The following is a 13,261-nucleotide window of genomic DNA, read 5'->3' as shown; positions in this document are numbered from 1 at the left end:
ATACATTTGCTGAAATATTAAATCTTTATTTCAATGAAAAAAATATGTATTAGGGCCTGCTTTTTTATCTCCTTATTCACTGCTGCCCAGAAAAATGATATTTCAGCAGTACTCTCTGATATTACAGAAAAAGTAAAAAGTCATTATATTGATAAAGAAACTTATAAAAAAGTGGACTCTTTATTTCAAAGTGAACTGAAAAAAGGGACATTTAACCAGCTCAATAAAAAGGATTTTGCAGCACTTCTTACCCAAAAACTGAGAACCACCGTTAAAGATGAACATTTTTTTGTTAAATATCTCGATAACTATATTCCTGAAAAACAGATGAGTGAAAAAGAAAGAGAGACATTAAACAATGAGAACAACCGTCTCGAAAACTTTGGGTTTGAAACCGTTCAACGGCTTCCGGGTAATATAGGGTACATTAATTACAAAGGTTTTGCCTCTCCTGAAGCCAGCGAAAGAACATTGGCTGCCACTATGGATTTTGTTGCGAATACCCATTCCCTGATTATTGATCTCAGAGAGAATGGCGGAGGAGAAAACGGGATGCTTCTTTTGTTTTTAAGCTATTTTTTTGATCAGAAAACAGATCTTTATACCACCTGGTTCAGACATGATCAGAAAACGGTTACCGACAGTACTCAAACCAAAGTTTCAGGACAGAAATACCTTCATAAAAAGATTTATATTCTTACCAGTAAAAAAACTTTTTCGGCCGGAGAAGCTGTTGCCTACTTTTTACAGCAATATAAACTTGCCGAGGTAATTGGTGAAAAAACAGGTGGTGCAGCCAACCCTGTAGATCATTTTATGGTTCAAAATCAATATTTACTGCTTGTTCCGGCAGGAAAAATAACCTCTTTAGCAACTGGTAAGAACTGGGAACATACTGGAGTAATCCCTGACCAGGAAGTAAAAAAGTGAAGATGCTTTAAAAACTGCCCATAGTGCAATTTTAAAAAATATTTTAGCAACAGGTACAAAAACAGAACTTACCTTGCCTGAAATAAAAAATCTTATTAATAAATTAGAACAATAAATACACAATATGTCATCGATAATCATTAGTAAATCCGGAGAAAAAGATCTCGAAACATTGCAAAATATTGGTATACAGACTTTCACTGAAACCTTTGCAGAAGATAATACTGAAGAGGCAATGGAAAAATATCTGGAAGACAGCTTTAATACGGAAAAAATAAAATCAGAACTGAATAATCCTGATTCTCTTTTCTATATTGCCTGGGAGGAAGACAATCCGGTAGGTTATCTGAAAGTGAATTCCGGGAAGGCTCAGACCGAGCTTCAGGACGAGACCAGCCTGGAAATTGAAAGGATCTATGTAAAGAAAAGCCATCACGGGAAAAAAGTGGGACAGCTTCTTTATAATCAAGCTCTGGAAACGGCTCAGCAGCTTGGTAAATCATACCTTTGGCTTGGAGTGTGGGAGAAAAATCTTAGGGCTATCAATTTCTACAGTAAAAACGGATTTGTTGAATTTGACAAACATATTTTCAGGCTCGGGGAAGAAGAACAGATGGATCTGATGATGAAAAAAGTATTGGATTAATTTTCTTCAAAATAGAAAGATTGTATTTAACCACTGATTACACAGATTTTCACAGATGATTATGTAATACTATTCTTTATACCTTCTAAATATCAAAATGAACCATTCAGAATTTACAAAACATATTAATCACTATTATCCTTTATCTGATGAAACCATTAAAGATTTATTGGATATCTGTACGGAAGAATACTACCATAAAAATGATCTTCTGCTGGAATCCGGTGCCATGGCCAGGTATTATTATTTTCTTAAGTCTGGATTAATAGGGTACTACACAACAGATGAACAGGGAAATAATATTTACAAAATCTTCTTTGAAGAAAACAGCTTTGTTGCTTCTACAGCTGCCATCATAAAAAATGAACCCAGTGACTTTAATATCATTGCGCTGGAAGATTGTTCTGTAATACAATATCCTGCAAAAGCCTATCGGGAATTGCTTGAAAAGCATCATGACCTTGCCCTTTTTCATATGTACTATCTTGAAAAAAACTGGGTGGTAAACAAAGAACCTCTGGAAGTTTCCCTCAAATACGAAACAGCTAAAAAACGATATCTGCAATTGCTTGAAAATACCTCTCTTTATAACAGGTTAAAACAACATCACATTGCTTCTTATCTGGGGATTACACCTACACAGCTCAGCCGGATAAAAAAAGAAATCAGCTGAGATTCTAAATATTAACGGAAAATAAATGTACAAAAGCTTCAACATATGTTGAGGCTTTCCCTTTTTTAATTTCACAATTTTGTCCTGTCTAAAGGTCATTGGTATACTATATGTTTAGGAAAATATACCTGTGCTATTATTAATTAAACACTTTTCAGTATGAAAAAGCTTATCAACGTTGTATGTGTTCTGACTGTATTTATTCAGCTATCAGCACAAAAAATTATTCATCAGGAAATTTTCAGTCCGAAAATGAATAAAAAGATCAAAACAGTGATCATCACCCCAAATCTTCAGCCTGATACAAAATATCCGTCTGTTTATATTCTTCATGGTTTCAGCGGTAATCCGGACAGAATTATCAAGCAGGATATTCCTGATCTGGTTAAAAAAGCACAGGAGTACAAAACCATTTATGTACTTCCTGATGGCAACTACAGTTCGTGGTATGTAGACAGCCCGATTGTTAAAGATTCGCAATATCAGACTTTTATCGGAAAAGAGCTGGTAGAATTCATTGATAAACATTATCCTGTGAAAACTGAGAAAAAATTCCGCGGAATTATGGGATGGAGCATGGGTGGCTATGGTGCAACGAATATCGGAGTTACTTATAACAAAACATTCGGTATTGTAGGAAGTTCTTGTGGAGCCCTGGATTTTAACTCATTCGGAGAAGGCTATCAGAAGTATATGGTGAATAAGGTTCTGGGACCATTGGAATCTTTGAATCCGGCTTTCCTGACCGACAGCAAAATAAAACTGATGGCCGGAGCAGATCAGCAATATATTTTCGACTGTGGAACGGAAGATACTCAAATGATCAATATGAACAGAAATTTTCATAAAAAGCTGACAGAAATGAAGATCCAGCACCTCTACACGGAATCTTTGGGAGGACATGTTCCGGAATACTGGAGCAGATCATTGTCTGAGCAGTTGTCATTATTTGACAGATTTTTTAAACAATAACTATATATGGTCATTAGGTTTTGGCTAAAGCCATTTGGACTTTATATTTAATTATTAAACGGGATAAAGCCCGTTCCTATTGAATATTGATTAGTTTTTATATCAATAGAAGCGGACTTTAGACCGCTTGTTTTCTATTGTTAATGTAATATTGGCTTTAGCCAAAACTTATAGAAAATCAAGTAATTTTGAAAATATAAGACAAACACAAATCCTTTTTGAGCCATACCCAAAAAGGATTTTGATTGATTGAATATTCAAAAATGCTAACCCATCAGCATCTAAAAATGTTGAAAGTTTTTACCCAGATGTTCTTCTATGACAAAAAACGGATCTTCCGTAAGGGTATGCGCTCTCATATCGATTAGGCTCACTTTACTCATCATCCGAAGCATGATTCTTCGTTCGCACGGCTGTTCTATACCATCAATATTTCTTACTCCCGCACGGAAAGCTGATCTTCCGTGAGCGCATAAATGATTATTAACCAGAATAACATCTCCGGCCTGAGGCGTAAATCCCGAATAAATCAGATGTCTGGCTTCTTCCCAGAATTCATGCAGTGTATTGTGAGCTTCATCAGATTGTCTTATGCTGGCATTGAAAAGCTGTTCCGCCGCATCAAATCGCATAAAAGGAAGATTGGTATTGCCATACAATACAGAATCCAGGGTTTCTTCTTCACTGCTTCCCGTTTCCAGGTTAGCATCTTTCGGGATTTTATAAATAGGTTCAAAAAGAGGCTTATAATTTTCCCCAATCGATTCATGAGAACGGATAGAATAAAGAGTTGAAGGTACCTGCTCTTCATTTCGGACATACATAAAGCTTAAAAAGTCAGCCTGATGTTTCAGAAAAGCATCTTCTGTGTGTACATATAAATCGGTTGCAGACCCTGATCCGGTCTGTGTTTCCTTCATTTTTTCATCAGGGATAATCGCATGAATCAGACCACCGCCTTTACGCTGTGAATAATATTGTACAGGTTTTGAGGGAAGTGCTCCATGGATAAGGGCACACGCAAAACCATATAAGTTAAATTTTGAATAATCTGCCGACTGCCAGTTCGGTGGGGTAGAACCTATTTCCTCCTGATCAATGTCCATCAAACCTGTAAAGATCAGCGCCCCATACTGATTTTCAGAAAAGTCACTCGCAAAATCAGCTGCTATGTTTAAAATTCTTTCCGGTAAGAAATAAGAGGCCAGCTGATGTACATGCTTTATAAAATCACGGTTTTCATAAGTGTCATATTTTTTCTGAAGATGTACTGCTGCATCTTTTATCATTCTTCTTTCCTGTGGGGTAACTTCTATGACCGTAGGAAGCAGTTTTACCGCTGTTAAACTGTCTTTATCTAAAATTTCTGTAGAATTCATTAAAAAAAATTTGGTGTTAAATAATAATTTTTATCTTTGTTTTTAATTATTCTAAATAACAATAATCGAGTCAAATTTAGTAATAATTTCGCAACCACCAAATAAAATATAATAAAAAATGTAAAAATTAAAAACCTGACTATCAGATATATATAATCATATATCGAAAAAACCACAACAATTCACAGATTAAAAAAATCACATTACAAAACTTTTATGAACAACAATTTAATATCCCTTGAAGAGCTGGCAAGCACAACTTCACCTCAAATTTCGGGGAATTTTGGGAATATTTTTCATCCTGACAATTATGATCATTATCGTAATGCTGTCAACAGTACTTTAGACCTTGTCCGGGAATTTCTTTACAGGAATAATAAACCATTCAGCGGCATAAAAGCCCAAACAATGAAAGGAATGGTACAACAGATTGATCTTAATCAAAAATTATCCAATTATAATGAGCTTCTGGCAGAAGTAGACGAAATCTATGTAAAACACGCCACGGCTTTTCACCTTCCACAATATGTGGCTCACCTAAACTGCCCTGTAGTAATTCCGGCATTGGCTGGCGAAATCCTTGTAAGTGCCATCAATTCTTCACAGGATACTTATGATCAGAGCGCCGGAGGAACTTTCATGGAAAGAAAACTCATTGACTGGACTGCGGGTCAGATTGGATACAATACAAATGAAAGCGATGGCGTTTTCACAGCAGGAGGCTCACAGAGCAACTTAATGGGATTGGTGATGATGCGTGACTGTTTTTCTCAGAAAAGATATCATCACAATATTAAAATGGATGGTCTTCCAGTGGAGGCAAGCCGTTTCAGAATATTTGTTTCAGATAAATCTCACTTCAGTAACCTGAAAAATGCTTCTATAATGGGGCTGGGAGAGAAAAGCATCGTTAAAGTTCCAACAGATGACCGTTTTCGTATGGACATCTCTCTTTTGAAGAAATACATTAAAAGAGAAGAGCAGTTAGGAAATATTCCTATTGGTATTGTAGCGACAGCCGGAACTACAGACTTTGGAAACATTGATCCACTGGAAGATATCGCGAATATTGCAGAGCATTATAACATCTGGATGCACGTAGATGCAGCGTATGGATGTGCTTTATTATTAAGTGAAAAATACCGTGACTTGATCAATGGCATTGAAAGAGCCGACTCTGTAACGATTGATTACCACAAATCATTCTTCCAGCCCATCAGCAGCAGTGCTTTTATTGTTAAAAACAAGAAAGAACTGTTGATTCTAAAACATCACGCCGATTATCTGAATCCGAAAGAAATGGACGAGGAGGAAATTCCGGCACAGATCAATAAATCCATTACTCAAAGTACCCGAAGATTTGATGCTTTAAAGCTTTGGTTTACCCTTAGAATGATGGGCAAAGAACAGCTGGCAGAATATACAGATACTGTGATTGATCTTACGAAAGATGCTGCAGCAATGATCACTGAAGATGCCGATTTTGAACTTCTTTCAGATTCAGACTTAAGTGTTCTTGTTTTCAGATATGTAAGACCGGAAATCAGTGATCTGAATGCCCTGAATCAATACATCAAGATGAAACTGTTCTACAGCGGAGAAATCCTTGTAGCCAGTACAAAGGTTGACGGAAATTTCTATCTGAAATTCACCTTCCTGAACCCGATTACCACGACAGAAGACATTCATCAGATTCTCACCACAATCAAAAATCATGGAAAAGACTTTAATACAGAAAAATAAAACAGGAGAAAAAGCCCGGGAAATTACTTTCAGAATTCTGCTGAACGGAATGCTGAGAGAACTGGGAAACGGAAAATTCTATCAGGGCGTTCCGAAATATGATCTTCTCACAGCAAAAGCTCTTCAGAAGAGTGATTATCCACTGCACATGAGATTTGAAATGAAAAAAAGCGGACTGTTTTTATTTGCTCCGGTTTCTTACCGTTCCGAAACTCTTTTTCATGAATACGGATCTGCTTTGTGGGCTGTAGACCACCAAAATCAAGAAGTTTTTGAAGTTAATGACCAAAAACTGACAGAATTGGTTTACAAAGAATTTTCAGAGACTGCCAATGAAAGCGGATTCAAACAATTTGCAGAAAGAATTCAAAGCAGCTTAAGAAACCTTGAACTGACCACAGAAGCCTGTCTGCAAGATGATCAGCTTTTAACCTATTCTTTTCTTGAATCTGAGCAAATGCTTCCTGCCGGACACAATCTGCATCCTTTCACCAAATCAAGAATGGGATTTTCTGAGGAAGAACAGTTGTTATACAGCCCCGAATTCGGGAAAGGATTTCAGCTGGACTATTTCCTGATTCATAAAGACTGCATCACGGAAAAATCTCTTCCGGGAATTTCTGCAAAAGAAATCTTTGAAAAATGGACATCCATACCAGAAAGTTACGATTTTGAAAACATCAATGATTTTTACATTGTTCCCTGTCATCCATGGGAAGCACAATATCTTTTATCAACAGAAGAATATCCTGAAATGCTCGGTTCCGGGAAAATTATTCATATCGGGCCATTGGGAGAAGATTTCTATGCAACATCTTCTATCAGAACGGTATACAATCCTGACTTCAGCTGGATGCTGAAATTTTCTCTGCATGTGTTAATGACAGGCTCTGTAAGAACAAACAGTTTAAAAGATCTCAACAGAGGATATGCTTCGGCAATCTGGTGGCAAAATGTAAAGGCTTCCTTTGAACAAAGTTTCCCGGATTTTAAAGTATTGCTGGAACCATCCACATTAAGTGTTCATTATGAAGGAAAAAATATGGACAGTCTGAATATTCTGCTCCGTGAAAATCCTTTTACAACTGAAGATAAAGTCATTTTATTGGCAAGACTTTGTCAGGATGAATCCACAGAGGGTTTCAATTTTACAACCCATTTCTTTAAAAATGTTGCCAATCAATTGGGGCTGGATGCGGAAAAGGCAGCCATTATCTGGTTTGAAAAATACATAAATCTGTTGCTTTCACCATTAAACAGATTGTATAATCAATTGGGAATGGCTCCGGAAGTCCATCAGCAGAATCTGCTTGTACAATTGGATCATCAACTTCTTCCTCAATCTATTTATGTGAGAGACGGACAAGGGTATCTGATCAAAGAAAGCTTTAAAGGAAAATATGAATCCCTGATCAAAAATTATCCTGAAATTGAAGATCTTTTCATTAGGGATGAGCGTCTTCTGGACATTATTTCCCACCATCTTCTGGTGAGTAATCTGAGCGCACTGATCGCTTCCATAGGTAAAACAGGCCTGGTAAAAGAAAGAAAACTGATCCATATTCTGTACAGAGAATTTGAAAATCTTCATGAGTCTGAGCCATCATCTTTAACGGATTATGCTTTGAATCAAAGATATTGGGCCGTAAAATCAAACCTTCAGTCGGCGGTGTCTGATGTAGACGGCGGTGTGAATGCTTCATCAATTTCTTATGCTAAAGTTCCGAACCTTCTTCACAAACATTTCTTCTCAGATCAGCTGATTCATCCTCAGGGAACAGAAATCTTCTTTAAAAGGTATTTCCAGAAAGAAGATGTGACCATGAGCATGCGCCCTATAAATTTGGAAAATGACCTTGAAATGCTTCATGAATGGTTCAACCGTGAACATTCCGTGAACATTCCGTGAAAATCTGGCAGATGAACTGGCCTATTGACGAACTGGAAACGTATTACAGACTCATGCTTCCGGGTGATGAAGCCCACAGCTATATCATTGCCGGAAACGATGAACCATCCTGTAATATTGAAGTGTACTGGGCCTGCAGAGATATTGTGGGAGATTATTATGACGTATTACCTACAGATTACGGAACGCACCAGTTTATTGCACCTACTGATCCTAAAAAGAAATTTGTATCTCCATCCACACAATCTATGGTTGATTATGTTTTTGCGCAGCCACAAGTAGGAAAAATGGTAGGCGAAGGATCCGTAGACTCTCTCGCTTCTATGATGAACAAAGCCCACGTAGGCTTCAAAGTAGATAAAGTAATAGAAATGCCTCATAAAAAAGCCAATCTGAACTTCTGTTACAGAGAATGGTACTGGGAAAAATTCCCACAAAATAAAGAGGTACAAATCACCACAAACATCACAAAGAATGACTAACGAAGCCGTATACAATGTAATAGGCATAGGTATTGGACCATTCAATCTGGGACTTGCCGCATTATCCAATCCGATTCCGGAACTGAAGGCCCTTTTTCTTGACCAGAGAGATGGTTTCGACTGGCATCCGGGATTAATGATCGACCATGTAACCCTGCAGACTCCATTTTTATGCGACTGCGTATCCATGGCCGACCCAACGAATCCTTTAAGCCTTTTGAACTATCTGAAGGAAACCGGAAGACTGTATAAGTTCTTTATCAGAGAAGACTTTTTCATTCCGAGAAAAGAATATAACCGCTACTGTCAATGGGTCATTGAACAGCTTCCGCAGTGCTGTTTTTCAACGCAGGTAGTGGATATCACTTATGAAGAAGGTTTATATCATGTAACGGCCATTCACACCAAAACAAAAGAAACAACTGTTTTTAAAACGGAAAGGTTGATTTTAGGAACGGGGACACAGCCTCATATTCCTTCTTTTGTTCCGAAAGATGATTCCAGAATTATTCATACAAGTTCTTATCTGTATCGAAAAGAGGAACTGATATCTCAGGGAAAGAAAATTGCGATTATCGGTTCTGGCCAAAGTGCTGCAGAGGTTTTTTATGACCTTCTTCAAAACAGAAATGATGAAACGCAGCTGGGGTGGTATTCCCGGCCAGACAGATTTTTCCCTATGGAATATTCTAAACTGACACTGGAACTTACTTCACCGGATTATGTTGATTATTTCTACAACAGAAGCGAATCTGCAAGAAAAACGATTTTAAGCAAGCAGCAAGCTCAGTTTAAAGGAATCAACTACGATCTGATCAATGATATCTACGATTTCATTTATGATCTGAACATTGACAACGCTGATCCTAATCTTAAAATTATCCCTAACAGCCAGCTGAATAGAGTAGACAACAGCAATCCTGATTTCATCAACCTTGAATTCACACAACTTGAACAGGAAGTTCCTTATGATCAGGAAGCGGATTATCTGATTCTGGGAACAGGATACCGTTACCACGAGCCTGCATTCCTAAAGAACATTCAAGACAGAATAAAGAGAGATTCCAGCGGATTGTTTGATGTGAACAGGAATTACTCCATAGATCACAACGGTGGCGAAATCTATGTGCTTCATGCCGAAGTACATACCCACAGCTATATTTCTACCGATCTGGGAATGGCTGCTTACCGTAATTCCTACATCATTAATGATATTCTGGGAAGAGAGCATTATACCATTGAAAAGAAAATTGCTTTCCAGGATTTCGATGTCGAAAAATATGCTGATTTACCAACTGCCAAAATCTAATTAACAATGAACACCAACTTAAAAAATACAGTAAGCCAGGAAAACTGGAATCAGGCCAACAGAAACCTAATGGCCAAAACCATCGCAGAACTGATGCACGAAGAGCTTTTGAAACCTGTGATAGCTTTTGAAGATAAAGAAGGATATACCGTTTTCAAACTAGAAACAGGATTTGAAAATATTTCATACCACTTCCGCGGCCAGGAAAGGATGATGGATTATTGGCATATTGATAAAGACAGCATTATAAAAACCGAAAACGGTGAAGACCAGCCTTCGGTAGATGTTGCGGCATTTTTCCTGGAAATGCAGTCTGTTTTTGATTTAGATCCTTATACCATTGCAAGATATACGGAAGAATTACTGCATACGCTGTATTGTGATGCTTTTATTTTATCCAAAGGAGTAATGTCTTCAAAAGACCTTGCGGATGCTGATTACCAGACTGTGGAGCACAACATGACCGGACATCCGTGGGTTATTGTGAACAAAAGCCGATTGGGTTTTTCTCCACGTGATCTGAAAACATTTGCCCCTGAAGCAGATGAGAATTTAAAAGTAATCTGGCTGGCTTCCCATAAAAGCAGATCGTCATTACAGGCTTTGGAACATATTGACCAAGAGCAATTTTATCGTTCTGAAATAGGAGAGGATTTATATAATGATTTTCAACAAAAACTGATTAATGAAGGTAAAAATGTTGAAGACTATCATTTTATTCCTGTACATCCATGGCAGTGGGAGCATAAGCTTCAGATTCATTTTGCCGGGGATATTGCTTCCAGGCTTTTAATCCAGCTGGGAGAGGGAAGTGATACCTACAGTCCGCAGCAGAGTATCCGTACTTTATTCAATGTAGATCATCCTAAAAAGAGATACCTGAAAACAGCGGTTTCTATTCTGAGTACAGGAAATATCAGAGGATTATCGCCTAAGCAAATGAAAATTGCTCCCGCCATTACAGATTGGGTAAAAGGGTTAATAAAAGATGATGCTTATCTGGAGAAGAAAGAAACTATTTTCTTAGGAGAAGAAGCTGCCATCACTTATCAGCACCCACAATACGGTGCTATTGCCAGTGTTCCTTACCAATATAATGAATTCCTCGGGGCATTATGGAGAGAAAGTGCTGAAAACTATCTGAAAGAGGATGAGCAAATGGTTACCATGGCTTCTTTACTCTATGTAGACGAAAGCGGAATTCCATTAGTTCAGGCATTTGCAGAAAAAGCAGGTGTGGATATCAAAGAATGGATTGAAAGTTATCTTGATGCCTATCTTACGCCTTTGCTACATATCTATTACACGCATTCATTATGTGTAACGCCACACGGCGAAAATATTATGGTGGTTCTGAAAAACGGAGTTCCGCAGAGAATTGTGATCAAAGACTTTGTAGATGATATCGTTTTAACCACAGAAGCCAGAGAAAAGCTTCCTGCACACCTTGCAGACGGTTTAATTCAGTCTTCCAACAAAGAAAATATCCCGTTGTTCATTTTGCTTGGCGTCTTTGATGCATTTTTCAGATATCTGTCTAATGTGTTGCATACGTATTCCAACTTTAAGGAAGAGAAATTCTGGGAGCTTGTTCACAACTGTGTAGAAAATTATAAAGCGGAGAATACCCACCTTCAGGAACGATACGAAAAGTATGACCTGTATGTGCCGGCATTCAAAAGATTCTATATCAACAGTCTGCGTCTGAAAAACAAAGGTTACAGTGAAAACAAGGCATTTGCCATTCCGAGAAAAGACGGAGCACTGCCTAACCCTCTGTATCAGATTGCTAATAAAAATTCAGTAGCAGCAGTATGAGGAAATTCCTGCATATAGTAAAAGAAGGAGCGGTTTTTACGTATGGAGCCATAGCCGGAAAGAAAGTTGAGCTGACTTCCGGAAGTATCAACCGTTCCATCTTTAGCCTTGCCATTCCTATGGTGATGGAACTTGTAATGGAATCTGTTTTTGTAAGTGTCAACCTGCTGATTATTGCCAGATTAGGAGATAAAGTACTGGGACTTGTAGGGATCACAGACAACTACATCAATTTTGCGTATGCCATCGCAGTAGGACTTGGTATCGCAGCAGCTACACTTATTGCAAGAAGAGCGGGTGAAAAAGATAAAGAAGGAATGGGCAGAACAGCTCAGTATATTATCCTGCTCGCCCTGTTTTTTGCCTTGTTGATTGGTGGTATGTCCTGTTATTTCTCCGCTGAAATTGTTGATTTCCTTGGCGTCAATGCCAGTACGGTAACGGATGGAATTTCTTTTTCAAGACTGGTGTTTTTAAGTATCGGGCTTGTGATTCTCCGTCTTTCGGTAAATGGACTTTTCAGAGGTGCCGGTGATGCAGATATTGCCATGAAATCACTTTGGATTTGCCATATTTCCAATATCATCTTTGCGGTGATCCTTGTTTTCGGGTTAGGATTTATTCCTGCTTCCGGATTGATGGGATTGGCCTATGCTACGGTTTTATCAAGGACATTAGGAGTTGTATATCAGGCATTCATATTCGCCACAGGAAAAACCAGCATCAGCATCAGAGTTCCTTTTCAGCTTGATATTCCATTGTTGCAGAAGATTCTGAAACTCGCCTTTGGAGGATTGGTTCAGTATATTATTCCCACGTCCAGCTGGCTGATTATGGTGAAGATCATCTCTACCTTCGGAACAACAGCGCTGGCAGGATACATTATTGCCCAGCGTATTGCTTCTGTCGCAACAATGCCTGCCTGGGGAATAGGAAATGCAGCAGGAGTACTTACAGGCCAGAATCTGGGTGCCGGAGAACCGGAACGTGCAGAAAAAACAGTCTGGAGAGCAGGAACCATCAACATGACTTATCTGGTCATTGTAGCCTTATTCTGGCAGATTGCTGCTGAATATGTGGTGAAATTTTTCACTACAGAACCGGAAGTTGCAGGATATGCGGTGCAGTATATCCATGTGGTTTCTATGGCTTATCTGCTCTTAGGATTCACCATGGTGATCAGCCGCGCCTTGAATGCAGCCGGAAATATCATGCAGGTTACCCTGCTTTATATTATCATGTTTTATGTGATTCAGCTTCCTATGGCTTATCTCTTAGGGGTAAGACTTCATTGGGAACTGACAGGAATATTTACCGCTATCGTTTCTTCGGAGATTGTTTTGGCTGTACTATTCCTGATAATTTTTAGAAATGGAAAATGGAAAACTATAAAAATTTAA

The 13,261-nt window shown here is 38.2% G+C and carries 11 protein-coding genes; 10 read left to right on the top strand and 1 reads right to left on the bottom strand.

Annotated elements, in window-relative coordinates:
* The first annotated feature begins 33 nt into the window (after positions 1 to 33).
* The 4 genes from ACE3RB_RS02445 to ACE3RB_RS02430 all read left to right on the top strand — a co-directional run bounded on the left by ACE3RB_RS02445 (position 34) and on the right by ACE3RB_RS02430 (position 3,221).
* Entirely contained in the window at positions 34 to 930 is an 897-nt protein-coding gene (locus ACE3RB_RS02445) for a S41 family peptidase (protein WP_374462734.1), read from the top strand.
* A 124-nt stretch (positions 931 to 1,054) separates the two neighbouring features.
* Entirely contained in the window at positions 1,055 to 1,576 is a 522-nt protein-coding gene (locus tag ACE3RB_RS02440) for a GNAT family N-acetyltransferase (RefSeq protein ID WP_374462733.1), read from the top strand.
* A gap of 97 nt (positions 1,577 to 1,673) precedes the next feature.
* The gene (locus tag ACE3RB_RS02435) at positions 1,674 to 2,249 is read left to right on the top strand and encodes a Crp/Fnr family transcriptional regulator (protein WP_374462732.1); all 576 of its coding nucleotides are present in this window, start codon (positions 1,674 to 1,676) and stop codon (positions 2,247 to 2,249) included.
* Positions 2,250 to 2,408: 159 nt separating this feature from the next.
* Positions 2,409 to 3,221 (top strand): alpha/beta hydrolase, encoded by an 813-nt coding sequence (locus ACE3RB_RS02430; protein WP_374462731.1) that lies wholly within the window; start codon positions 2,409 to 2,411, stop codon positions 3,219 to 3,221.
* A 281-nt stretch (positions 3,222 to 3,502) separates the two neighbouring features.
* Here ACE3RB_RS02430 and ACE3RB_RS02425 read toward each other — a convergent pair whose 3' ends face one another.
* Positions 3,503 to 4,600 (bottom strand): TauD/TfdA family dioxygenase, encoded by a 1,098-nt coding sequence (locus ACE3RB_RS02425; protein WP_374462730.1) that lies wholly within the window; start codon positions 4,598 to 4,600, stop codon positions 3,503 to 3,505.
* A 216-nt stretch (positions 4,601 to 4,816) separates the two neighbouring features.
* On the opposite strand from ACE3RB_RS02425, the gene ACE3RB_RS02420 reads away from it, so the two are divergent.
* The 6 genes from ACE3RB_RS02420 to ACE3RB_RS02395 are packed head-to-tail and all read left to right on the top strand — an operon-like array spanning position 4,817 to position 13,261.
* The gene (locus tag ACE3RB_RS02420; protein ID WP_374462729.1) at positions 4,817 to 6,343 is read left to right on the top strand and encodes an aspartate aminotransferase family protein; all 1,527 of its coding nucleotides are present in this window, start codon (positions 4,817 to 4,819) and stop codon (positions 6,341 to 6,343) included.
* Positions 6,315 to 8,252, top strand: a complete 1,938-nt coding sequence (locus tag ACE3RB_RS02415) for an IucA/IucC family protein (protein ID WP_374462727.1) — start codon at positions 6,315 to 6,317, stop codon at positions 8,250 to 8,252. The genes ACE3RB_RS02420 and ACE3RB_RS02415 overlap by 29 nt, the downstream gene beginning before the upstream one ends.
* 11 nt (positions 8,253 to 8,263) lie before the next feature.
* Positions 8,264 to 8,734, top strand: a complete 471-nt coding sequence (locus ACE3RB_RS02410; RefSeq protein WP_374462726.1) for a GNAT family N-acetyltransferase — start codon at positions 8,264 to 8,266, stop codon at positions 8,732 to 8,734.
* A complete protein-coding gene (locus ACE3RB_RS02405) occupies positions 8,727 to 10,043 on the top strand; it encodes a lysine N(6)-hydroxylase/L-ornithine N(5)-oxygenase family protein (RefSeq protein WP_374462725.1) in 1,317 nt (438 codons plus the stop codon). Before ACE3RB_RS02410 ends, ACE3RB_RS02405 begins: the two co-directional genes overlap by 8 nt.
* Positions 10,044 to 10,049: 6 nt before the next feature.
* On the top strand, positions 10,050 to 11,861 hold the full coding sequence (locus ACE3RB_RS02400) for an IucA/IucC family siderophore biosynthesis protein (protein WP_374462724.1): 1,812 nt from the start codon (positions 10,050 to 10,052) through the stop codon (positions 11,859 to 11,861).
* On the top strand, positions 11,858 to 13,261 hold the full coding sequence (locus tag ACE3RB_RS02395) for an MATE family efflux transporter (RefSeq protein WP_374462723.1): 1,404 nt from the start codon (positions 11,858 to 11,860) through the stop codon (positions 13,259 to 13,261). The genes ACE3RB_RS02400 and ACE3RB_RS02395 overlap by 4 nt, the downstream gene beginning before the upstream one ends.

This window comes from Chryseobacterium sp., from assembly GCF_041914225.1.
Classification (GTDB): Bacteria; Bacteroidota; Bacteroidia; order Flavobacteriales; family Weeksellaceae; genus Chryseobacterium.
Note: the sequence above shows the minus strand (reverse complement) of the source record. Positions and strands in the feature narration are given on the sequence as shown.